Source organism: Alteromonas sp. 1_MG-2023 (genome assembly GCF_030547075.1).
Classification (GTDB): Bacteria; Pseudomonadota; Gammaproteobacteria; order Enterobacterales; family Alteromonadaceae; genus Alteromonas.
The window spans coordinates 35326-59272 of record NZ_JAUOQH010000005.1; the positions used below are offsets into that span (position 1 = coordinate 35326).

Genomic DNA, 23947 nt, shown 5'->3' on the forward strand with positions numbered 1-23947 from the left:
TTAAGTAGAAAGCACCTAAAGTGGGCGAAAATCATTTTTCACGGGAGTTACGTCTGTTAACTCCCACCCACTTTACCTATGTGTTTGATAATGCAATACCAGCTGTATCTCCCTCGTTTACCATTCTAGCAAGAACAAACTCTCTACCCTCTCCACGTTTAGGCATTACACTTGCCAAAAAGCGCATTCGAAAAGCTCACGACCGAAATCGTTTAAAACGTTTAATTCGTGAAAGTTTTCGCCATAGGCAACATGATCTCCCTAATGTGGATATTATCGTAATTGGTAAATCTGGTGCTGATAAACTTAGCAACCAAGAGGTTTTCGCAACGATGGATAAGCTATGGAAAAAATTAGCCAAACGTTGCAACGCGTCTTAATCGCGATACCACTGGTACTCATAAAACTGTATCAATGGTTTATATCTCCTATTTTAGGACAACGCTGTCGTTTTCATCCATCATGTTCTTGGTATGCTATTGAAGCACTAAAAACACATGGATTGGTAAAAGGCAGTTGGCTATCAATCAAACGCATATTAAGATGCCATCCTTTGCATGCCGGTGGTTACGACCCAGTACCGGAAAAACAACAAGATAAACACTCAAAATAAAGAGACCTATATGGAATCGCAACGTAGTTTTCTGATAATTGGCCTGGCGCTGGTCAGTTTTTTGCTTTGGCAACAATGGCAAAAAGAATACGGCCCTCAACCTGTACAGCAAGTACAAACAGAGCAAGCCGAACAGGTATCACAAGGTGTGCCATCATTTGATGATGCGCAATCTGAAGATGTACCTACCGGTGATAGCGTGCCAGCTGCTAAACCGATGGCTAGCGCATCAAATGCTAATCGCATTATCGAAGTTAAAACTGATGGGTTAGACCTTCGCATCGATTTATTAGGTGGCGACGTTATTACTGCTGACTTATTGAAGTTTCCAGTAACCCAAGGCTCAGAAGAACCTTATAGTCTTTTACGTTCAGGTAATGGGCTGTATGTAGCGCAAAGTGGTCTTATTGGTGCTAATGGCCCAGATGCTAGCAGCAGCGGTCGCCCTGTTTATCGTACCGACAGCAATTTCTATGAGATGACAGGTGATAGCCTAGAAGTACCTTTGGTATGGAAAAACGATCAAGGGCTTACAGTCACTAAAACTTTCATCTTCAAAAAAGACCATTATGAAGTTGCGGTAAATTATACTGTAGAAAATAACTCTGGCGCAGCGGCTAATGTTCAGCAATATGCTCAACTGAAACAAGTTATTGACGCGGAAGACGACGGCAACATGTTTATGCCTACCTATCGCGGCGCAGCATACTCTACCGAAGAAGATCGTTATCAAAAATACACGTTTGACGATATTGCAGATGACAAATTGCGTGAAACTACCAAAGCGGGTTGGGCTGGTATGCTAGAGCATTACTTTGTCTCTGCTTGGGTACCACCACAAGATCAAGTTAACACCATTTACTCGCGCAATATTTCAAACCAATACGCGGTTATTGGTGTATTGATGCCAGCGGCAGTGGTTAATACTGGCGAAACAAAAACCTTATCTAGCACCCTTTATATGGGTCCAAAAGATCAGGACAAGTTAAAAGAGATTGCTCGCGGATTAGACCTAACCGTCGATTACGGCATTCTATGGTGGATATCGCAATCACTGTTTTCATTGCTTACATTCTTGCACAGCTTAGTGAATAACTGGGGTGTAGCCATCATCTTGATTACTATCGTTGTGAAAGGTGCTATGTACTGGCTGACTAAGAAGCAATACGAGTCTATGGCTCGCATGCGTAACTTAGCGCCTAAAATGCAGCAACTTAAAGACCGTTTTGGCGATGACAGACAGAAAATGTCTCAGTCGATGATGGAGCTTTATAAGAAAGAAAAAGTTAACCCTATGGGTGGTTGTTTACCACTAGTACTTCAAATGCCTATTTTCCTAGCGCTCTATTGGGTGTTAATGGAAAGTGTTGAATTACGTCATGCAGATTTTGCATTGTGGATCACTGATTTGTCAGTGAAAGACCCGTACTTTGTATTGCCTGTATTAACGGGCGCAAGTATGTACTTGTTGCAGAAACTACAACCTACAACGATTACTGACCCTATGCAGCAGAAGATAATGCAGTTTATGCCTGTGGCAATGAGTGTGTTCTTCTTATGGTTCCCTGCAGGTCTAGTATTATACTGGTTAGTAAGTAACATCATTACATTAGTACAAGCCAAAATGATATATGCTTCTATGGAGAAGCGGGGAATTAAATAGCAACGTCTATTTCTTTTATAATAAACAGCCCGCCAATTGCGGGCTGTTTTGTCTACGAGGATAAATTAACTATGCCATCATTTGATATTGTGTCTGAAATCAATATGGAAGAAGTGCGCAACGCCACTGAAAACGCACACCGAGAACTTGCGACACGTTTCGATTTTCGCGGCATTGAAGCAAGCTTTGAATACAAAGAGAAAACCGTGGTAATGAAAGCGGAAGCTGAATTCCAGTTGCAGCAAATGGAAAGCATGTTCAGAACCGCTTGTTCTAAACGAAACCTAGATACGTCGTTTATTGATATGAAGCCCTTTGATGCTAACGGCAAAACTTATCGTCAAACGATTGCTTTCAAAGAAGGCATAGAACAGCCTATAGCGAAGAAAATCGTAAAAATTATTAAAGACGCAAAAATCAAAGTACAAACGGCTATTCAAGGTGAAGAACTGCGAGTAACCGGTAAAAAGCGTGATGATTTACAACAAGCCATGGCCTTGGTGAAATCATCAGACTTAGGTCAGCCTTTTCAATTTAAGAACTTTCGCGACTAAAATATGGATTCACATATCATCACAACCGATACCATTACCGCCCAAGCTACTGCCCCTGGGCGCGGTGGTGTAGGCATTGTACGAGTATCAGGTCCCCATGCTAAAACTATAGCCGCCACCCTGGTACCCACAGCCCTAACCCCTAGATTGGCCACCTATACCCCGTTTGTCGATAGCCAACAAAATGTTATCGACCAAGGTATCGCGCTATTCTTCAAAGGGCCTAATTCATTTACGGGCGAAGATGTATTAGAGCTGCAAGGTCATGGCGGTCAGGTTGTGATGGATATGCTTATTGACGCTGTGTTATCCACTGGCAAGGCGCGATTAGCCAACCCAGGTGAGTTCAGTGAACAAGCCTTTATTAACGACAAGCTCGATTTAGCGCAAGCTGAAGCTATCGCTGATTTAATAGATGCCAGCTCTAAACAAGCAGCAAGAAGCGCGCTACGTTCGTTACAGGGCGAGTTTTCAACCCAAATACAAACCTTGTCTGATCAAATTGTTCATTTACGTATGTACGTTGAAGCCGCTATCGACTTTCCTGAAGAAGAAATTGATTTCTTATCTGACGGAAAAGTGTCTGGCGACCTAGCCGCCATACTTGCGCATCTTCAAGTTGTACGAGAGCAAGCTAAGCAAGGAAGTCTGCTCAGAGAAGGTATGCAGGTGGTTATCGCCGGGCGCCCTAATGCGGGTAAATCAAGTTTACTAAATGCATTAGCAGGCCGAGATAGCGCCATTGTCACCGAGATTGCAGGCACTACTCGTGATGTATTAAAAGAGCATATTAATATTAACGGCATGCCGGTACATATCATTGATACCGCAGGTCTTCGTGATAGCCCAGACAAAGTAGAACAAATTGGTATTGAGCGAGCATGGCAAGCCATTAGCGAAGCCGATCACGTACTTTTTGTTACCGATTCAACCACTACCGATGTGGCAGATCCTTATAAAATTTGGCCTGAATTTATGGCGCGCTTACCAGAGGGTATCCCAACAACGGTAATCAAAAACAAAGCGGATCTTAGCGACTTACAAGTCGGCCTGAATAACGTAAAAACCGAACATGGCGATATGCCGGTTATTAATATTTCAGCAAAACAAAGCAACGGTATCGATACTCTGCGAGATCATCTAGCCAGTACCATGGGGTTCGACACAACCACTGAAGGGCAATTCATCGCCCGAAGACGTCACCTTGATGCGTTGGAAAAAGCTTATCAATTTGTGGTGATAGGCGAACAGCAACTTCACGATGCGATGGCCGGTGAATTACTTGCAGAAGAACTTCGATTAGCACATCAGTCATTATGTGAAATCACTGGTGAATTCACCTCGGACGACTTACTTGGTAAGATATTTTCATCTTTCTGTATTGGTAAATAACTAATGACAACGCACTACGAAATAATTGTGGGTACCATGCTTGGCGCTTCAGAATATGTGGCCGAAGCTATTGCTAAAACACTAGAGCAACAGGGCAACACATTCACTATTCATCTTGAACCAACACTCAGTGACATTAATAAAGATTCGACATGGATAGTGTGTACATCAACACATGGTGCGGGTGAACTACCTGATAATATCCAACCTTTTGCAAAATCATTAAAAGACACTGACTTAACAGGCGTGAATTTTTATGTGATTGGTTTAGGTGACACAAGTTACGATACCTTCTGCCATGGCGCAAAAGACATAGAAACCGCGATGAAAAATACCGGCGCTACCCTTCTTGCCGCCCCCATACATATTGATGTGTTAGAACATCCTATTCCAGAAGATGAAGCGGTAGCACTGTTCGAACGCTCCTTGGAAACTGCATGAGTACAACGCTAACGCAAGCTGAACTCGCGGTACTACAATCGCCAATATCAAACGATTGCCGCGTACTTTACTTGCTTGGCTTACGCCCAACGGCCAACACGGCTTCAACGGCAAGTGCTGCTATCGATTATAAGTTCTTACTCTCGTTATTGAACGGCGAACAAAAAGACAGCGCTTATCAACGTGGCCGGCAAATTAATAGCCTGTTAAAACAGCTTGAACTCGTTGGGCTGGTGGTTTTTCCGGAAGAACTGGATTTAGAACACTCAATTAATGGTAAAGCTCTACTTCTCCCGTTAATAAACAATGCGCAATCAAACTTTGATGCCCTGCATAAGTCTCATTTTGCTATTTCAGCTGCTTGGAAACCAAATAAAGATCTGTTCTTAGAGATGGCCTCTCTACTCGGTATTATCGATACTGAGTATGATGATAATGAAGTGGGCGAATTCATCTCATACTGGCTAGGTAGGCCTGGCACGATACTAAGTGAATTCCAATGGACACAGAAATTCGCTCACAATATTAAACATAAGCGCGTAGCTGCGGGTTATTCTCCTGTAAGAAAAGTGGGAAATCAGCAAGTGAAAGTTGCAGCCGGTATCGAAGCGGATGATAATGCAAGAAAGCTGGTGGAAAAATACGCCACATCGACAAAGAAGAACTAACGCTATGGATCGAATTACAGACAAAATTGCGAATCTTGCAAAGGCCCTTAACAAGCCTTCAGAGCCTAACGATGAATACATCGATTACGCAACGCTTAGAAAGCAGTACGAGAACCAAGCAAACCAAGAGATTGGTCAACTACAACAACGCTCTAAAAAAGCGCGTGTAGAAGCCATTCATGGGCGTTCTGATCTAAACCCCAAGTGGACGTTCGCTAATTTGATAGAAGACAGCGACGATGTTATTGAAGCGGTATCTATTGCACAGTCATTCATTGCTGCTCATGACGATCCCGCTTGGCGTCAGAGTGGTTCTCACATGATGTTATTCTACGGCGATTATGGCCGAGGTAAGTCTCATATTGCTGGCGCGATCGCCCATCAGCTCATAGAACAATACGAGATCTCCGTATTATATAGGCAGCTTTCCACCCTATTGGAAATGCGTTATTTCTCTTACGATTTTAGTGCCACAGACAACGTAGGCCAGAAATTCAGAGAAGCAAACCAGGAGTTACTTGAAGTCGATTTACTCATTCTTGATGAAGTCTGTGTGAATGAAACCGTACTTAAAAAGAATACCCAAAGCTGGCTAGGCAATTTATTGCGCCAACGTTTGGTGAATAAAAAGAACTGCATCTTAATTACCAACCATAGTTTAGGCGAGCTAGAACACGCTATGGGCCGTTATTGCTTTGAGTCAGTCAAAGAATACGATACTTATAAAGTACGCTTTCAAGGCCCAAGTAGACGTGAAGGCTTAACACAAGATGAAGCTGAAGCACAAAGTATCACGCCGAGATATCAACCTAACCAGGTTCGCTAAACTAAAAACCGCAGAGAAAGCGCGCTTAACGATCAGTAAAAACCCCTCGTATTTCTTTAAAAGGCTGTCATTAATAATGATCATTGCTCCTCTGCGTAACTAATTTTTTCTGTTTCCTCGATAATTTTTTAATTATTTCTCCGATCACAAAATAAAAGATAATGAGTGATCACATGATCCACTCACAAATTGTGGAAAGATCTCATCCACAAAGAGATCGCTCTGAAAGCCTGATTCCATGCTTGTTTAGCGATCTAACAACGGTAATAACCAACATTTTATCCCCAATGCGATCACATCTTGATCAGTGCTGTGGATAGGATCCTACAAACCACTGTGTATAAGCTCTTACTGAAGAATGAGTAACTTTATTCACAATTGCCCATGTGGATAACTAAGGGGTTTATACACAAGATCATGAGGGGGTTATCGATCTGTATTGCACAACCTTTTAGATCGTGTAACTTCATGATCTGAAACTGCTTTAAAGGGTTACTAACAGATCTTGCTGATCCTAATAATAATAAAAATAAACAGATCTATAAGAGATCTTAAGATCAATAAAGCAAATCGAAAAGAAATGAACAACTGCATTGAAGAAAATTTAACCATTTTCTTTATGCAATAAGTCAGCTAAAATACGCGCCCTTTTTTCAGCTTGTTCACAAAAGAAAAAAGTTACTCCATTTACGTTAATAGTGAGGTTCGATATGTATTACACCCAAGCATTTGATGTCATCGTAGTTGGTGGTGGTCATGCTGGAACAGAAGCTGCGCTAGCTGCTGCTCGCATGGGTTCAAACACCTTACTGTTAACCCATAACATTGAAACCATTGGACAGATGTCTTGCAACCCAGCGATCGGTGGGATCGGCAAAGGTCATTTGGTAAAAGAAATTGATGCACTTGGTGGTGCTATGGGTTTGGCTGCCGATCAAGGCGGTATTCAGTTTAGAACCCTAAATTCAAGCAAGGGACCAGCTGTTCGTGCAACGCGTGCTCAGGCTGACAGAACCCTTTACCGCCAAGCTATTCGTAAAATTGTAGAAAGCCAAGAAAACCTTACGTTGTTTCAACAAAGCGTTGACGATCTTGTGGTTGAAAACGATCAGGTAACTGGCGTGGTTACCCAAATGGGGCTTAAATTTAAAGCCAAAACCGTGGTACTCACAGTAGGAACATTCTTAGGCGGCACCATTCACATAGGCCTTGAGAACTATCGTGGTGGACGCGCAGGCGATCCCCCTTCGATAGCCCTCGCTGATCGTTTACGTGCTTTACCGTTTCGTGTAGACCGCTTAAAAACCGGTACACCTGCACGTTTAGATGCCCGTTCGTTAGATTTTAGTGTGATGCAGGCACAACCTGGTGATAATCCAACACCGGTATTTTCATTCATGGGCAACCGTGAAATGCATCCACAACAGATCCCGTGTTACATCACGCATACTAACGAAAAAACACACGACATTATCCGAGGCGGACTTGATCGCTCTCCTATGTTTACTGGCGTCATTGAGGGTATTGGCCCCCGTTACTGCCCAAGCATTGAAGATAAGATCACCCGTTTTGCAGACAAAGATTCGCACCAAATTTTTGTGGAGCCAGAAGGCTTAAACAGCATTGAAGTTTATCCAAATGGTATTTCAACCAGCTTGCCTTTTGATATTCAGATGAGTCTTGTTCGCTCAATCAAAGGTTTTGAGAACGCGCATATCGTGCGTCCTGGGTATGCGATTGAGTATGATTTCTTCGATCCAAGAGATCTGAAACAAACACTCGAAAACAAATTTATCAAAGGCTTGTTCTTTGCTGGCCAAATTAACGGCACAACCGGTTATGAAGAAGCCGGTGCACAAGGCCTCATTGCTGGCGCAAATGCGTCGCTGCAAGCACAAGAAAAAGATCCTCTTATTTTACGTCGTGATCAAGCCTACATGGGCGTATTGATTGACGATCTGGCTACCATGGGAACGAAAGAACCCTATCGTATGTTTACAAGCCGTGCTGAATATCGATTATTGCTGCGTGAAGATAACGCCGATAGTCGCTTAACCGCGTTAGGTCGTGAGATAGGCTTAGTGGATGATGCACGCTGGGCCGCATTCAACACTAAACAAGAAGCGGTTGAAGGCGAATTACAACGCATGCGTGGAAATTGGGTCCACAAAGATCATAGTGCTACGCCAGCGTTAAATACCCTGCTTAAAACACCGGTGAGCAAAGAGCATTCGTTAGAAGAACTTATTCGTCGCCCTGAAATGACCTATCGTCAATTGATGGAGATTGAAAGTATTGGACCTGGTTTAACCGATCCTATTGCGGCAGAACAAGTTGAGATCCAAATTAAGTATGCAGGTTATATTGCGCGCCAAATGGACGAAATAGCCAAAACACAGCGTCATGAGAATTCTTTGCTACCCGTTGATCTCGATTTTACTAAGATCTCAGGTTTATCAAACGAAGTGGTGGCTAAGCTCACCGAAGCGAGACCTGAAACCATTGGTAAAGCATCACGTATATCGGGTATTACCCCGGCCGCAATTTCCTTGCTTTTGGTGTATTTGAAAAAGCACGGCATGTTGAGAAAACACGATAAATTAAGCGCTTAAGCAGATTTCAATTTATGAGTTTAGAGCAAGAATTACACGAAATACTGGCCACTGGCCTTGCAGCACAATCCCTTCAACTCAGCGATGAGCAGCAAGAAAAGCTAGTGGGTTTTGTGCTACTGATTGATAAATGGAACAAAGCCTACAATCTGACATCGGTGCGCGATCCGAAGCAGATGATGGTAAAACATATTTTGGACTCATTGGCGATATATCCATATTTAGCCAAACATGAAGTTAACCACATTATCGATGTTGGTACTGGCCCTGGTTTACCGGGCATGCCTCTGGCGATAGCGTTCCCTGAAATCGCCTTTACCTTGCTTGATAGTTTAGGCAAGCGTGTTCGATTTATGACCCAAAGTGTTCATGCTTTGAAATTATCAAATGTGACGCCCGTTCAAAGTCGTGTTGAAGCACATACCCCAGCGCAACCGTATGATATAGTACTTAGTCGCGCATTTGCTTCGTTAAAAGATATGTTGCACTGGTGCGAACATCTGGTAAATTCAGACGGGCAGTTCCTTGCGCTTAAAGGGCAGTTTCCAGAAGACGAACTAAAAGAAGTGAGTGATCACTATCAGGTGATCAAAACGGAAAGTCTCACTGTACCGAATCTGGTGGGCGAACGACACCTCGTTTGGATTAAAAAGGCATAACAGGACTTATTGTGGCAAAGGTAATCGCGATCGCGAATCAAAAAGGTGGTGTAGGTAAAACTACTACTGCAGTGAATGTTGCAGCATCAATGGCTGCAACAAAACGTAAAGTGCTACTGATTGACCTGGATCCACAAGGTAACGCAACCATGGGGAGCGGTGTCGATAAATACGATGTTCACGCTACCGCATTTGAGTTGCTTGTCGAAGAACAACCTATCAACGACGTTATTGTTAAAAATACTGCGGGTAAATTTGATTTGGTGGCTGCCAATGGCGACGTGACAGCAGCTGAAATTAAGTTAATGGAAATGTTTGCCCGTGAAGTGCGCCTTAGAAATGCGTTAAAACCTGTTCTCGATTATTACGACTTCATCTTTATTGACTGCCCTCCTTCACTAAACCAACTTACGGTAAATGCATTAGCTGCTGCTGACTCAGTCATGGTGCCAATGCAGTGTGAATATTACGCGCTTGAAGGGTTAACGGCGTTAATGGATACCATTCAAAAACTCGCGTCAGTGGTAAATCCTGAATTGAAGATTGAGGGTGTATTGCGTACCATGTACGACCCCCGTAACCGTCTTGCAAACGACGTTTCAGAGCAATTAAAACGTCATTTTGGTGAGCAAGTTTACCGTACTGTCATTCCGCGCAATGTGCGGTTAGCTGAAGCGCCAAGTTTTGGTACTCCAGCGATGTACTACGATAAATCTTCTACAGGGGCTAAAGCATATTTAGCATTGGCGGGTGAAATTTTACGTCGCCGTGATAAATCTGCACCAAGTCAGGCAAAAGCCAGTTAAATTATAATAAAGCGTAATGCATATCAGCAAATAGGCCATTGAGGGTAATATGTCAGCAAGAAAAAGAGGGCTAGGTCGTGGCTTGGATGCGCTATTAGCAACCAGTCAATCTACATCGCAAAGAGAGATGGATTCTGCGGCGTCAGATGCAACACAAAGCGAACTTAGTAAGTTACCGATAGAATTTCTTGTGCCTGGCAAATATCAGCCTCGAAAAGACATGTCTCCCGATGCCCTTGAAGAACTTGCCTCATCAATTCGTGCCCAAGGTATTATTCAACCTATTGTGGTACGCAAAGTAGACGACAACAAGTACGAAATTATTGCGGGCGAACGTCGCTGGCGCGCATCGCAACTTGCTCAACTTGATGAAGTGCCTTGCTTAGTTAAAAACGTACCAGATGAAGCTGCCGTTGCTATCGCGCTAATTGAAAATATTCAACGCGAAGATTTAAACGCCATGGAAGAAGCGCAGGCATTAGATCGTCTAATGAATGAATTCTCCCTGACCCATCAAGAAGTCGCTGAAGCCGTAGGTAAATCACGCACAACCGTGACGAACTTGCTTCGCCTTAACAATCTTAATGATGACGTAAAATTGTTAGTTGAGCATGGTGATATTGAAATGGGTCATGCTCGTGCATTGCTTGCCCTTGATGGTGATAAACAATCAGAAGCGGCAAATGTCGTTTCGGGTAAAGGTTTAACGGTTCGTGATACAGAAAAGCTGGTCAAAAAACTGCTTGAACCAGAAAAAACGAAGCAAGATAAGCAAATTGATCCTGATGTGCAAAACCTTATGACCCGACTTTCAGAAAATTTAGGGGCACCGGTATCAATAGACCATAACGCAAAAGGGAAAGGTAAATTAGTCATTAGCTTTGACGATTTACAACAATTAGATGGAATAATAACTAAAATTCAATAAGTTATATTTATATGCTGAAAAGTAGTAAGCATTAATAGCGAGGCCATTCATTCCTAAAACTTGGGCTGTGGACAGCCTCCTTTCCGGTTATAGCGTTAGAATATTTTCAGAATAACTTTCAAAATGCGATGTACTGTTGAAAATTGTCGGTAAAACAGTATACTTCTGACGCTTTTCGTTAGACATGAACAAGCAGTAGGGCAACGTGAAAAACAAGTTAGCTGAACACGGATTATTTATTGCCAAAAAAGGCATTCTGTTTCAGTTAGTCGCGGCACTAATAATAACCCTTTTTGCGGGGATTATCGCAGGTCAACATTCTGCAATATCAACCGCCGCTGGCGCAGTGATAAGCATACTGCCAACAGCCGTTTTTTCAGGGTTTGCATTTAGATATGCTGGTGCGAGTAAAAACGAACTTGTTGCCCGAAGTTTTAGCCAAGGTTCAAAATTGAAACTGGCACTGACAATCATTTTATTTGTAGTGACATTTGCAGGCTTAAATGCCGCGCCTATCGAAGTTTTCGTGGCTTATGTCGCTACAACCGCCAGTCATGCACTGGCCATGTTCCGTTATGGTACGAAGTAGTCAAACAATAACGATTAATAAATAGCTACTGAATACTTGCTTACGAATATGTACTGGAACCAGTCACCAATTTTTACACTTTACAACTTAGGTTAAACAATGGCATCTGAATACACTACCTCAGAATATATCAAGCACCACTTGACCAATGCCACCATGTGCTCAACCGACAACGGAATTGCTTTTAACAAAGCATGCTCTGATGCAGGTTTTTGGGCGTGGCATGTCGACACACTAGCCTGGTCAATTGGCCTTGGCATACTATTTCTTGTTGTTTTTAGAAGCGTAGCTTCAAAAGCCACTACAGGCGTACCTGGTAAAATGCAGGCGTTTGTGGAATTGGTGATTGAGTTCGTTGACGACAACGTAAAAAGCACCTTCCATGGAAGAAGTGCGCTAATTGCACCACTTGCACTCACTATTTTTGTTTGGGTTTTATTGATGAACCTGATGGATTTAGTACCAGTTGACCTTATTCCTTGGGTTGCAGGTCTTGTTGGTCAGCACGCGTTTGGTATGGACCCTCATGATGTTTATATGAAGGCTGTGCCTACTACTGACCTTAACTTAACGTTTGCATTAGCAGCAGGCGTATTTGTTCTTATTCTTTTCTATTCAATCAAAATGAAGGGCATTGGTGGTTTTACTAAAGAACTTACTATGCAACCTTTCGGTCACCCAATATTTATTCCGGTGAACTTCATTCTGGAAACCGTTACCTTACTAGCTCGCCCGCTTTCATTAGCACTGCGTTTATTCGGTAACTTATACGCCAGTGAGCTAATCTTTATTTTGATAGCCACCATTGGTTACTTCCAATTACCTTTACACTTTATGTGGGCTGTATTCCACATATTGGTTCTCCCTCTGCAAGCGTTTATTTTCATGATGCTAACCATCGTGTATTTAAGCTTGGCATGTGAAGACCATTAATAAGCATTAACCCGTGTCGGTATTGCCTGGAAATATCGGCGCGGTTGATAACCGAGTTCTACTTTTAACATTAACTTTAACTTAACTTTAAATCGGAGATTTAACATGCTTGCAATTGCAGTTGCTATCCTAATTGGTATGGGTGCGCTTGGTACCGCTATCGGCTTCGGTCTTCTAGGTGGTAAATTCCTAGAGTCCGCTGCTCGTCAGCCAGAGCTTGCGCCTCAACTACAAGTAAAAATGTTCATCGTAGCAGGTCTTATTGACGCTATCGCGATGATCGGTGTAGGTATTGCACTATTCCTATTGTTCGCTCCACCTGAATACTTACTTTAATTCAGTCTTTAGCGAACTATTATAAGGAGGGGCGAGAGTGAATCTTAACGCCACTTTTATTGGTCAATTAATCGCCTTTGCTGTATTTGTAGTGTTCTGCATGAAATATGTATGGCCACCGCTAATGGCAGCGATTGAAGAACGTCAAAAGAAGATAGCCGATGGGCTTGAAGCTTCTGAACGTGCAGAGAAAGACTTAGAACTTGCTCAAGCGAAAGCCACTGAGCAAATGAAAGACGCGAAAGCGCAAGCAGCCGATATTATCGAGCAAGCCAAAAAGCGCGCCAACCAATTGGTTGACGAAGAAACGCAGAAAGGCCATGCAGAACGCGAGAAGATTATTGCTTCTGGCTACACCGAAATTGAAGCTGAACGCAATCGTGCCAAAGAAGATTTGCGCAAGCAAGTGTCTGCATTAGCAGTAGCTGGCGCACAGCAAATCTTACAACGTGAAATTGATGCTAACGCACAAAACGACATTGTTGAAAAACTTGTCGCTGAGCTTTAAGAGGGAGATGAGCCATGTCTGAATTGACAACCGTTGCTCGTCCTTACGCTAAAGCAGCTTTCGATTTCGCCGTCGAGAAGAATGCCATTGCGAAGTGGCAAGAAATGCTGACCTTTGCAGGTGCAGTAGCACAAAACGATGATATGCATCAGTTGTTATCTGGAGCAGTAGCTGCAGATACACTGGCTGACATTTTCATCAATGTTTGTGGTGAGCAACTCGATGATCATGGTCAGAATCTTGTAAAGATTCTGGCTGAAAATAAACGTTTAGCCGCGTTGCCTGAAATTTCAAATGTGTTTGATGCCTTTAAAGCAGATTACGACAAAGAAATTGAAGTAGACGTAACTTCAGCCTCTGCGCTGAACGATGCACAGAAAACCGATTTGGTTGCATCGTTGGAAAAACGTTTGGCACGTAAAGTGAAGCTTAATTGTAACGTGAATCCTGACCTGATCGCTGGCATGGTTATTAAAGCCGGCGATACAGTAATAGATGGTTCCGTAAAATCGAAATTGAACCGTCTAGCAGACGCGTTGCAAGCATAACGGGGATAAGAGCATGCAACTTAATTCCACTGAAATTGCTGAACTGATCAAGAAAAGAATTGAACAGTTCAATGTAAGCAGTGAAGCACGCAATGAAGGTACTATCGTCGCAGTAACTGACGGTATTATCCGCATTCATGGCCTTGCCGATGTAATGCAAGGTGAAATGATTGAGCTTCCTGGAAGCCGCTACGCTATTGCACTAAACCTTGAGCGAGACTCTGTAGGTGCGGTTGTAATGGGTCCATATGCGGACTTACAGGAAGGCGTAAAAGTACAATCTACTGGCCGTATTCTTGAAGTACCTGTTGGTAATGCCCTACTAGGTCGTGTTGTAAACACACTTGGTGAGCCTATCGACGGTAAAGGCGCCATTGATGCAGCTGGCTTTGAGCCAGTAGAAAAGATTGCACCTGGTGTAATCGAGCGTCAATCGGTAGATCAGCCAATCCAAACTGGTTATAAGTCAGTTGATGCCATGATCCCAGTTGGTCGTGGTCAACGTGAACTTATCATCGGCGACCGTCAGTGTGGTAAAACCGCAATGGCAATCGACGCTATCATCAACCAAAAAGGTACAGGCATTAAATGTGTGTACGTAGCGGTTGGTCAGAAAGCTTCTACTATCGCTAACGTGGTACGTAAGCTTGAAGAGCACGACGCATTGGGTCACACCATTATCGTTGCTGCTTCTGCGTCTGAGTCTGCTGCATTGCAATACCTTGCACCATACTCTGGTTGTACTATGGGTGAATACTTCCGTGACCGCGGTGAAGATGCACTAATCGTATATGATGATTTGTCTAAGCAAGCTGTTGCTTACCGTCAAATTTCATTGCTACTTAAGCGTCCTCCTGGTCGTGAAGCTTACCCTGGTGACGTTTTCTATCTTCACTCTCGTTTGCTAGAACGTGCTGCTCGTGTAAACGAACAATACGTTGAGCGTTATACAAACGGTGAAGTAAAAGGCAAAACCGGTTCATTAACTGCGCTTCCAATTATCGAAACGCAAGCTGGTGACGTATCTGCTTTCGTACCTACCAACGTAATCTCGATTACAGATGGTCAGATCTTCTTAGAAACTGACTTGTTTAACGCAGGTATCCGTCCAGCGGTTAACGCTGGTGTATCGGTATCTCGTGTTGGTGGTGCTGCGCAAACTAAAATCATCAAGAAGCTGGGCGGTGGTATTCGTCTTGCACTTGCTCAGTATCGTGAATTGGCGGCATTCTCGCAGTTCGCATCTGACCTTGATGATGCAACCCGTGAGCAACTTGAGCACGGTGAGCGCGTAACAGAGCTAATGAAACAGAAACAATATGCACCACTGTCTATTGCAGATATGGGCGTATCATTGTTCGCGGTTGAAAAAGGTTTCCTTAAGGACGTTGAGCTTGGCAAAATCTTAGATTTTGAAGCGGCTCTTCATTCTTACATGAACAGCGAAAACGCTGACCTTATGAAGACTATCAACGAAACTGGTAACTTCAACGACGAAATCGCCGCTAAGTTAACTGACGCTTTGACACAATTTAAAGCGACACAAACTTGGTAATCAATGCAGCCGATGATGTGTAAACACCATCGGCTTCACGTTGAGTAATCGGAGAGATAGTCATGGCCAGCGGTAAAGAAATAAAAGGTAAGATTGGGAGTATTAAAAATACTCAAAAGATTACCAGTGCAATGGAAATGGTTGCTGCGTCCAAAATGAAACGGGCGCAAGAACGTATGGCCTCTGGCCGTCCATATGCGCAAAACATGCTAAAAGTGATTGGTCACATTGCTAACGGTAACCTTGAGTTCCGCCATCCTTATTTGGAAGAGCGTGAAGTTAAGCGCGTCGGCTACATTGTGATTTCTACTGACCGAGGCTTGTGTGGTGGCTTAAACAGTAATGAATTTAAGCTTGTCACTCAGGACGTCAAAAAATGGCGTGACCAAGGTGTAGAAGTGGACTTCGCTGCATTAGGTTCTAAAGCGTGCTCTTTCTTCAACCGTTTTGGTGGCACTTTGCTTGCCGCTGAATCTGGATTGGGTGATAAGCCGTCTGTGAGCGATGTAGTAGGTGTTGTACGCGTAATGCTTAAAGCTTACGACGAAGGCAAATTAGACCGAGTTTTCTTGGTATTTAATGACTTCGTAAACACCATGACACAGAAGCCTGTGATCAATCAGTTATTGCCTTTGCCAAAGTCTGAAGACGAAGAATATAAGCATCGTTGGGACTACATATACGAACCAGATCCAAAAGAAATTTTGGAAGCATTAATGGTGCGTTACATTGAGTCTCAGGTGTATCAGGGTGTTGTAGAAAACGCGGCGTCAGAACAAGCTGCGCGAATGGTTGCCATGAAGGCAGCAACCGACAATGCTGGTGACTTAATTGATGAGTTACAACTGATATATAACAAAGCGCGTCAAGCTGCAATCACACAAGAAATTAGTGAGATTGTGAGCGGTGCCGCAGCGGTGTAGGCAAAGGTTTCTAAAAGATAACGAGGACAAATTATGAGTCAAGGTAAGGTCGTCCAAATCATTGGCGCCGTTGTGGACATTGAGTTTCCACAAACTGCGGTACCAAGAGTTTATGACGCACTACGAGTTACCGAAGGTGGCTTGTCTGGGTTAACCCTAGAAGTGCAACAACAATTAGGTGGCGGTGTAGTTCGCTCTATCGCCCTAGGTTCTACTGATGGCTTACAGCGCGGTTTGGCTGTAGAGAACACTGAAAACCCTATTATGGTTCCAGTGGGTACAGCTACACTTGGCCGTATCATGGACGTATTGGGTAACCCAATCGACGAAGCAGGCCCAATTGGCGAAGAAGACCGTATGTCTATTCACCGTGCAGCGCCTAGCTACGAAGATCAGTCTAGCTCAGTAGAATTACTAGAAACTGGTATCAAAGTAATCGACTTGGTTTGCCCATTCGCTAAGGGTGGTAAAGTTGGTTTATTCGGTGGTGCTGGTGTAGGTAAAACTGTAAACATGATGGAGCTTATCCGTAACATCGCAATCGAACACAGTGGTTTCTCTGTATTCGCTGGTGTTGGTGAGCGTACTCGTGAAGGTAACGATTTCTATCATGAAATGAACGACTCTAACGTACTTGATAAAGTATCGTTGGTTTACGGCCAAATGAATGAGCCTCCTGGTAACCGTTTACGTGTTGCTTTGACAGGTCTTACTATGGCTGAGAAGTTCCGTGACGAAGGTCGTGACGTACTATTCTTCGTAGATAACATCTACCGTTATACCCTAGCTGGAACAGAAGTATCTGCTCTTCTAGGTCGTATGCCGTCTGCGGTAGGTTACCAGCCTACGCTTGCAGAAGAGATGGGTGTACTTCAAGAACGTATTACGTCTACGAAGACAGGTTCAATCACGTCAATCCAAGCGGTATACGTACCTGCGGATGACTTGACGGATCCATCTCCGGCAACAACCTTTGCTCACTTAGACGCAACAGTTGTACTTTCTCGTGATATCGCGTCTCTTGGTATCTACCCTGCGGTAGACCCACTAGATTCAACTTCACGTCAGCTTGACCCATTAGTAATCGGTCAAGAGCACTACGACGTAGCACGTGGCGTACAAACTGTACTTCAGCGTTACAAAGAGTTGAAAGACATCATTGCCATCCTAGGTATGGACGAGTTGTCTGAAGAAGACAAGCAAGTGGTATCACGTGCTCGTAAAATTCAGCGCTTCCTTTCTCAGCCTTTCTTCGTAGCAGAAGTATTCACTGGCTCTCCAGGTAAATATGTATCGCTTAAAGACACTATCAGTGGCTTTAAAGGTATCCTGGAAGGTGAATATGACTCTCTACCAGAACAAGCCTTCTACATGGTTGGTTCTATCGAAGAAGCGCAAGAGAAAGCCAATAAAGCATAATTATGTGGCTGACTCTGTCAGCCTATTAATGTGCTAACGTACCTAATCAGGAGGTTCTATGGCAGCAATGACAGTACATTTGGACGTAGTAAGCGCGGAAAAAGAAATTTTTTCTGGTCTTGTCGAAACGATCCAAGTGACAGGTAGCGAAGGTGAACTAGGTATACACCCAGGTCACGCGCCACTTATCTCTGCTATTAAACCTGGTATGGTGCGTTTGGTTAAGCAGTTCGGTGAAGAAGAAATTATCTACGTTGCTGGTGGTGTACTAGAAGTACAGCCTGGTAATGTCACCGTTCTGGCTGATACTGCGGTTCGTGCAGAAGATCTTGACGAGCAAGCAGCAGAAGAAGCCAAACGACGTGCTGAAGAGCACATCGCCAACCCAGGCGCAGACTTTGATTATGCAGAAGCAACCCAACAGTTGTCTGAAGCAATCGCGCAACTTCAACTTATTAAGAAGTTACGTAAGTAATCGATTCGCTGTTTACAAAAGCCCGCCTTATGGCGGGTTTTTTTATTTATTAAGTATATAAATAGTATAAATTTACACGCCAATAGAATAATATAAGTTTTGATGAATATAACGACTGCCTACGTAGTAAGGATATAGTTGGTAACTCACAGTAAGTTATAGTGAGTTAGCAAGCGCGCACCCTACTCATACCCTTTCGTTAGCATATACACATGGTCTTATGAAGATATCCTCTCATACCAATAAACAACATAAGTTTATTGGCTTATCTCCCCTATTAGCTTTACTAGCCATTCCGCTATTAAACATTTATTCAGGTGCGTTTTTCTGGCCAGAAACAGGCAATAGAAGTGCTCAACTAAGTTTCAATTGCGCGATCAGTATTTCATTGTTCATTGGATATTTTTGGTACGGACTTACGTGCATTCACAAGAACCTAGCGAGCACGTTAATATCGCTATTAATAAAGAAAAATCAGTTGGGACAATTTTTTCTTCATAGGCAAAAATTAACTAGGGCGTTTCATCATCAAATTATAAACTCAATAATAGTGTCATCTATGTTGATGTTAATATTCGCTTTTATTAGAGGGACAACCAGTGAAGATTACAACATAAGAGAAATTTCCCTACTCGCGTCATTTGTCACTTTTTGTTTACTCACCTCTCTATTTTTATTCCAAGTTAAGTCAAATGTGAGTTATTTGATCAAAAATATTCTGCCAAGCATTAAGGAGCCAATCGACTATAGCGCCTCTGTGAACGATATCACTAACTTGACACAAGCCAACCTAGTTATTGCACTAGGCTTACTCACAATATTGCCTGTATTTTGGTTCAACCTAACGCTGTCTCTATCAGAGATTTTGATGGTAGTAGGTATATCGCTCATGGTGATGACCTATACGATTGCACCCGTGTTAAAGTTAAAATCGACCTTAAAAGAACAAGTGGGCAACAGTAGATTTGGCGTTGAAGCGAATTCAAATACTGTGGAGTCGAGCTATGCTTCCGACAGTGCTTACCTTTCAAAATTCATGTGTAAATCTAATGAATTTAGAAAAGCATTAAAGACGATTACTGCTTTTGGCTTAATCTTTGTTTCATGGATACTGGTTTCAATGATTGAGTTGATACTTTAGTTTAAGCCATGTACCCCTTTCTTAAACATAGGTGAATTTAAGTACTTTTTAGATTTGGTTTGCTCTTCAGATATCCGTATAATCCGCGTTTCAACGTTAACTAAACGTTCTTCTACCCTTTCATAATTCAATTACTAGTGACTAAAAATTAAGATGAAGTTAAGTGCTTACGAGAGTAACCGCAAATTAGTCAGTGTTTGGGCGTATCCCCTTTTCTTGATTTTAATTTTACTATTTATACATAATTGGACCGGTGCAATATCCTGGCCTATTCACGGTACCGATCATCAACGAGACTTCAATACAGCACTTGGCACCACACTGCTTTCAGGCTTCTTTTGGTTTACCATTAGAAGTGTTCATAAAAACGTAGCGAGTACATTAATCGCTATGTTGGCAAGTGCACAGAAGCTAGGACAGTTCAGTTATCACCGTCAAATATTAGCGAGCCAATTTACTCGACATGTTATGTGGTCGACAACGGTTGGGGTGATCATGCCTATACTGTATTTATTATCAGAGGGTCTGATTTCACGAATTGATGAGCCAGAAGTATTGGTTATCGCGTTAACTTCGATAGTGTTTTGGTTATTGCTGACACTCTTTATTCTGCAAGTATTTAGTAATACCCATTATTTAAAAAAAATGGCATCGATGGAACATGCTTACTCAATCAAAGAACTTCACTTGCTGAGAGAAACCTTTGATATGGCGCTATCGAACACCTTAATTGCAGTGTGTGGGTTTGCACTAACCCCAGTGTTTTGGATTAATAAACCCGTTCCCTATTTCGACATAGTAGTGCTAACCGTTTACGCAGTATTTATTTCAGCCTATTTGTTCCTACCTATGGCTATGGTCGCCAAACGTATACGCACTGTGTCGAAAAAAGTCGTTAAAGAGCAAGAAAACGAAATAACTCAGCTTATTCGACGTCAAGTGCAGGGTGATACAAAAACATCGCTAAGTAAAAAAATAGAATCCATTGCAACGAATAAAGAATCCTTACGTAAAATTCTAAATAAAACTCAAAAGTTTCGACTACTCATGTGCTTGATGCCATTGCCTGTATCATGGCTTATTTTTCTATTTGTAGAATCCTTTTACTACGGGTAGCTTATTAAGATAACTATTCGTTCAACAGGAGATACCCATGCTGATATACGGAGATAGACGATCGGGCAATTGCTATAAATTACAGCTTTTATTGGCCTTATTAGGGAAAGCATGTGAGTGGGTTGATGTAGATATCTTAAAAGGTGAATGCAGGACAGACGCATTTCTTGCTAAATCACCAAACGGAAAAATCCCTATTTTAGAGTTAGAAGACGGTCGAGTGCTTTCTGAGTCAAATGCGATTATGCATTATCTGGCATCGGGCTCTACATTTATACCTAGTTCACCCTTTACCTTCGCTAGCCTATTACAATGGCAGTTCTTTGAACAGTATAGCCACGAGCCTTATATTGCGGTTGCACGTTATATCAACCTGTACTTGGGTCTACCCGAAGACAGAGTCGCGGAATATGAAGCTAAGCAAGCTGGTGGTTACAGGGCGTTGGAAGTCATGGATAATCAACTTAGTAAAACGCCATTTTTGCTAGGTAATTACGTCTCGTTAGCTGATATTTCTTTATTTGCTTATACCCACGTTGCACATGAAGGCGGGTTTGACCTTGCGCCCTATCCTGCTATCAGAAATTGGATCGCACTTATTAGGGAACAAAAAGGTTTTATCCCTATGGATGTTTAGACGACATCACTCTGCGTTTTTTTAAAGGCTATATGCTGCGCTGATGGGCTTTAGGCCCCCTCCAGTTATCTTGCATTGCGTTTTGTAACTTAATGTAGGGCTCAGTGTTAATATTATATAACGTGCTTAAGGTATACGCGGTAGCTTCAAGGGTAGATAATCCTTCACTAACGCGAGTATGTCTTATTCGGTATTGTGAAGATGGAGCGTGTTCGAAGTGAAAACTAGGCATAGATTGTAGCCATGGGAATTGCTGTAGTATCGCGTAGGCTTGTTTCCAGCTTCCGTCTATTACCAATAAGTTTTGTAGTGAAGAGGCGATTTTTTCATGTTGTGATTCGAGTGATATACTATTTGTACTAGGGTATAGAAGTGCGGTTGAATCACAATGGCATGATTGAGACAGTGCTTCCATAGCGTCAATATTGTCTATAGTAACTATATCTATATCATCAGAGCAAAGTTTGAGTAATCTAGCGGTATTTTTAGCATTGGAAGCCTCTTTAACGTGTTGAATGACAAACACCTTAATGGGTATCATCACGGTAGTGATATCACAACAAATACAGGTTTTTTCAGGGTAACCGCAGGTATTACATTTAGCTCTCATAGTTTTAATTTGAATAGCAACGCAATTGAACTAGTTAAAATGGATAATATGCATTATGACTAATAAAGCGCTAGAATCAAAAATATTAAAAACGCTTTCAATTGTTCCTAGTGGGTGTGTTGTCAGTTATGGCCAACTAGCAGACTTAGCAGGCCTTCCGGGTAGGGCTAGGTTAGTGGGTAAATGCCTAAAGAGTTCACAAGAGACGACCCCTTGGCATCGTGTTATCAGGTCTGACGGTAAGATAGCCTTTCCACCGGGTTCTGAATTAGCTGAAGAACAACGCACATTACTTACGATAGAAGGTGTGGTAGTTAAAAAGCACAGAGTAAATATTGGTATTTTTGGTTGGAAACCTAGTTTGTATACTTTGTTAGCAGAACTAGAGCAGTAATTAATGGTAATTTTTCATAGTGCTATTATTATTTTCTCATTCATCATCATTTGGTCATCGCCCGTTGGTGTGGCTTTTTTAAAGTAGTATTACATTCACAATGCTTAAAAAAATTACAATAAAAGACTTAATCCCAGGCATGTTTGTTCATCAAATTTTAGAACAAAAAGGCCAGCTTTCGGTTAAAAGCCAAGGCCGAGTTACGTCTTTAGCTATTGTGGATACCCTCAAAAAAAGAGGTGTGAAGACACTTGTAATTGATACAGAGAAAGCATTTAGCGTTGGCTCTACAGAGCCGGAAATAAAAGACGAAGAATCGGTTAAACAAAAAAGTTTTGGCCCGAAAAAACCTTCTGCTAGTCTCGAAAACGAATTAACCCGCGCGACCAAATTGCACGTGCAAGGTAAGCGTATTCAAAAGCAGTTACTGAATAGCGTTAAGAAAGAACAACCCTTCGATAGTAGTATTCCAAAAGAATTTTCAAAAAGCTTAGTGGCTTCGGTAGACCGAAATCCAGACGCATTACTCTGCCTCACAAAAATTCGTGAAAAAGACGATTACTTATTAGAGCATTCCCTGAATGTAGCCATATTATTGGCAAATTTTGGTCGTCATTTAGGAATGTCTGAAAGTGAAGTTCAAGATCTTTCCTATTCAGGTTTTTTGCATGACCTCGGAAAAATTCAAATCCCCGATGAAATATTGCACAAGCCTGGCCGTTTAACCGACAGTGAAATGGATATTATGAAAGGCCATGTAAAACATGGCGTCGATTATCTTAAGACCACAGATTTGGATAAAACACTCGTTAGAACTATTAGCGAACACCACGAGCGTTTAGATGGCCTAGGTTATCCTATGGGTACAAAAGGTGAGAATATCAGTCGTGAAGGGCGTATGTTGGCCATTGCTGATATGTATGATGCCTTAACAGCAGATAGAGTTTATAAGTCAGGAATGTCTAGCCAAAAGGCATTTTCTATTTTACTTAGCGATGCACCTTCTCGTCTTGATTTAGCGTTAGTGCAACAATTTATTAAGTGTATGGGGATATATCCTGTAGGCAGTTTAGTTTTACTTTCCAACGAGCGTCTAGCCATGGTTATCGAGCAGACTGATTCTCCATTGGCGCCTAAGGTTAAAGTGTTTTATTCGGTTCGAAACGGGCACTTTTTAGAGCCCAAAGATCTCGACTTAACCTCAGAAAAAAATGTCAAAATTTCTAAAGCCGCACTGGCGTCGGATTATAAAATTGATGTGAATGCTTTTTTTGAGCGCTCAGTTTCTATTGGGTAAGGCTACATTCAGAAAATACACAGTTTAAAAAAGTGTAGTAGAAAAGCGACTAAGTAAAAAAGATGCTTGTGTATGTACCCCTTACAAACTGATTACTCATTGATTACATAAGCCTATGGATGTTGATAAGCCATGTAATCAATGAAAGCTTACCGTGACGTTTTAAGCTCATAGTTCATCATTTTTTAAACACGCAAAGGTATATGCCGTTCCACCCCGCTAGCTCACTACCCTCATACAAAATGCATATACTAAGCCATTTAGCTTACGTTCAGTTATGTTCCTCTACAATACAGGTAAAGTG

Annotated in this window: 27 protein-coding genes; 26 read left to right on the forward strand and 1 reads right to left on the reverse strand. The window is 42.3% G+C overall.

What is annotated here, in order from left to right; all coding sequences use genetic code 11:
• Nucleotides 1-20 precede the first annotated feature (20 nt).
• From rnpA to Q4561_RS06875, 24 genes are all read left to right on the forward strand, one after another.
• Nucleotides 21-380 (forward strand): ribonuclease P protein component, encoded by a 360-nt coding sequence (gene rnpA, locus Q4561_RS06760; RefSeq protein ID WP_303458578.1) that lies wholly within the window; start codon nt 21-23, stop codon nt 378-380.
• Entirely contained in the window at nt 344-613 is a 270-nt protein-coding gene (gene yidD / locus Q4561_RS06765; RefSeq protein WP_303458579.1) for a membrane protein insertion efficiency factor YidD, read from the forward strand. Before rnpA ends, yidD begins: the two co-directional genes overlap by 37 nt.
• A gap of 10 nt (nt 614-623) precedes the next feature.
• Nucleotides 624-2276: a membrane protein insertase YidC gene (gene yidC, locus Q4561_RS06770; RefSeq protein ID WP_303458581.1), complete on the forward strand. Its 1653-nt coding sequence runs from the start codon at nt 624-626 to the stop codon at nt 2274-2276.
• A gap of 71 nt (nt 2277-2347) precedes the next feature.
• Entirely contained in the window at nt 2348-2830 is a 483-nt protein-coding gene (locus Q4561_RS06775; protein WP_057795044.1) for a YajQ family cyclic di-GMP-binding protein, read from the forward strand.
• 3 nt (nt 2831-2833) lie between these two features.
• Nucleotides 2834-4222 (forward strand): tRNA uridine-5-carboxymethylaminomethyl(34) synthesis GTPase MnmE, encoded by a 1389-nt coding sequence (gene mnmE, locus Q4561_RS06780; protein WP_303458582.1) that lies wholly within the window; start codon nt 2834-2836, stop codon nt 4220-4222.
• A 3-nt stretch (nt 4223-4225) separates the two neighbouring features.
• The gene (gene mioC, locus Q4561_RS06785) at nt 4226-4663 is read left to right on the forward strand and encodes an FMN-binding protein MioC (protein ID WP_303458583.1); all 438 of its coding nucleotides are present in this window, start codon (nt 4226-4228) and stop codon (nt 4661-4663) included.
• On the forward strand, nt 4660-5331 hold the full coding sequence (locus tag Q4561_RS06790) for a DnaT-like ssDNA-binding domain-containing protein (RefSeq protein WP_303458584.1): 672 nt from the start codon (nt 4660-4662) through the stop codon (nt 5329-5331). Before mioC ends, Q4561_RS06790 begins: the two co-directional genes overlap by 4 nt.
• 4 nt (nt 5332-5335) lie before the next feature.
• Nucleotides 5336-6157, forward strand: a complete 822-nt coding sequence (locus tag Q4561_RS06795; RefSeq protein ID WP_303458586.1) for an ATP-binding protein — start codon at nt 5336-5338, stop codon at nt 6155-6157.
• 710 nt (nt 6158-6867) lie between these two features.
• Nucleotides 6868-8769 (forward strand): tRNA uridine-5-carboxymethylaminomethyl(34) synthesis enzyme MnmG, encoded by a 1902-nt coding sequence (gene mnmG, locus Q4561_RS06800; protein ID WP_303458588.1) that lies wholly within the window; start codon nt 6868-6870, stop codon nt 8767-8769.
• A 14-nt stretch (nt 8770-8783) separates the two neighbouring features.
• Nucleotides 8784-9428: a 16S rRNA (guanine(527)-N(7))-methyltransferase RsmG gene (gene rsmG / locus Q4561_RS06805; protein WP_303458591.1), complete on the forward strand. Its 645-nt coding sequence runs from the start codon at nt 8784-8786 to the stop codon at nt 9426-9428.
• Between the two features lie 11 nt (nt 9429-9439).
• Complete coding sequence (locus Q4561_RS06810) at nt 9440-10234, forward strand: ParA family protein (RefSeq protein WP_303458592.1); 795 nt, start codon at nt 9440-9442, stop codon at nt 10232-10234.
• Between the two features lie 49 nt (nt 10235-10283).
• Nucleotides 10284-11162, forward strand: a complete 879-nt coding sequence (locus Q4561_RS06815) for a ParB/RepB/Spo0J family partition protein (RefSeq protein WP_303458593.1) — start codon at nt 10284-10286, stop codon at nt 11160-11162.
• 205 nt (nt 11163-11367) lie between these two features.
• Entirely contained in the window at nt 11368-11751 is a 384-nt protein-coding gene (locus tag Q4561_RS06820; protein ID WP_303458594.1) for an ATP synthase subunit I, read from the forward strand.
• A 99-nt stretch (nt 11752-11850) separates the two neighbouring features.
• On the forward strand, nt 11851-12684 hold the full coding sequence (atpB, locus tag Q4561_RS06825) for a F0F1 ATP synthase subunit A (RefSeq protein ID WP_303458595.1): 834 nt from the start codon (nt 11851-11853) through the stop codon (nt 12682-12684).
• Between the two features lie 105 nt (nt 12685-12789).
• Nucleotides 12790-13020, forward strand: a complete 231-nt coding sequence (atpE, locus tag Q4561_RS06830; protein ID WP_061998127.1) for a F0F1 ATP synthase subunit C — start codon at nt 12790-12792, stop codon at nt 13018-13020.
• A 37-nt stretch (nt 13021-13057) separates the two neighbouring features.
• Nucleotides 13058-13528, forward strand: coding sequence for a F0F1 ATP synthase subunit B (gene atpF, locus Q4561_RS06835; protein ID WP_303458599.1), 471 nt, complete (start codon nt 13058-13060; stop codon nt 13526-13528).
• 14 nt (nt 13529-13542) lie between these two features.
• Nucleotides 13543-14076 (forward strand): F0F1 ATP synthase subunit delta, encoded by a 534-nt coding sequence (gene atpH / locus Q4561_RS06840; protein ID WP_211070334.1) that lies wholly within the window; start codon nt 13543-13545, stop codon nt 14074-14076.
• Nucleotides 14077-14089: 13 nt separating this feature from the next.
• Complete coding sequence (gene atpA / locus Q4561_RS06845) at nt 14090-15631, forward strand: F0F1 ATP synthase subunit alpha (protein ID WP_061998124.1); 1542 nt, start codon at nt 14090-14092, stop codon at nt 15629-15631.
• 62 nt (nt 15632-15693) lie between these two features.
• Nucleotides 15694-16554, forward strand: a complete 861-nt coding sequence (gene atpG / locus Q4561_RS06850) for a F0F1 ATP synthase subunit gamma (protein ID WP_057795063.1) — start codon at nt 15694-15696, stop codon at nt 16552-16554.
• A gap of 33 nt (nt 16555-16587) precedes the next feature.
• Nucleotides 16588-17973 (forward strand): F0F1 ATP synthase subunit beta, encoded by a 1386-nt coding sequence (atpD, locus tag Q4561_RS06855; protein ID WP_013786810.1) that lies wholly within the window; start codon nt 16588-16590, stop codon nt 17971-17973.
• Between the two features lie 58 nt (nt 17974-18031).
• Nucleotides 18032-18448 carry a F0F1 ATP synthase subunit epsilon gene (locus tag Q4561_RS06860; RefSeq protein WP_303458601.1) on the forward strand — a complete coding sequence of 139 codons (417 nt, stop codon included), beginning with the start codon at nt 18032-18034 and terminating at the stop codon, nt 18446-18448.
• Between the two features lie 559 nt (nt 18449-19007).
• A complete protein-coding gene (locus Q4561_RS06865) occupies nt 19008-19589 on the forward strand; it encodes a hypothetical protein (RefSeq protein ID WP_303458602.1) in 582 nt (193 codons plus the stop codon).
• A 153-nt stretch (nt 19590-19742) separates the two neighbouring features.
• Entirely contained in the window at nt 19743-20705 is a 963-nt protein-coding gene (locus Q4561_RS06870) for a hypothetical protein (protein WP_303458603.1), read from the forward strand.
• 37 nt (nt 20706-20742) lie between these two features.
• The gene (locus Q4561_RS06875; protein ID WP_303458604.1) at nt 20743-21342 is read left to right on the forward strand and encodes a glutathione S-transferase family protein; all 600 of its coding nucleotides are present in this window, start codon (nt 20743-20745) and stop codon (nt 21340-21342) included.
• A 28-nt stretch (nt 21343-21370) separates the two neighbouring features.
• On the opposite strand, the gene Q4561_RS06880 is transcribed toward Q4561_RS06875, so the two are convergent.
• On the reverse strand, nt 21371-21952 hold the full coding sequence (locus Q4561_RS06880; protein ID WP_303458606.1) for a tRNA-uridine aminocarboxypropyltransferase: 582 nt from the start codon (nt 21950-21952) through the stop codon (nt 21371-21373).
• 55 nt (nt 21953-22007) lie between these two features.
• Between Q4561_RS06880 and Q4561_RS06885 the strand changes: the two genes are divergently transcribed.
• Nucleotides 22008-22346, forward strand: coding sequence for an MGMT family protein (locus Q4561_RS06885; RefSeq protein WP_303458608.1), 339 nt, complete (start codon nt 22008-22010; stop codon nt 22344-22346).
• A 100-nt stretch (nt 22347-22446) separates the two neighbouring features.
• Nucleotides 22447-23643 (forward strand): HD-GYP domain-containing protein, encoded by a 1197-nt coding sequence (locus tag Q4561_RS06890; RefSeq protein WP_303458610.1) that lies wholly within the window; start codon nt 22447-22449, stop codon nt 23641-23643.
• Nucleotides 23644-23947 lie beyond the last annotated feature (304 nt).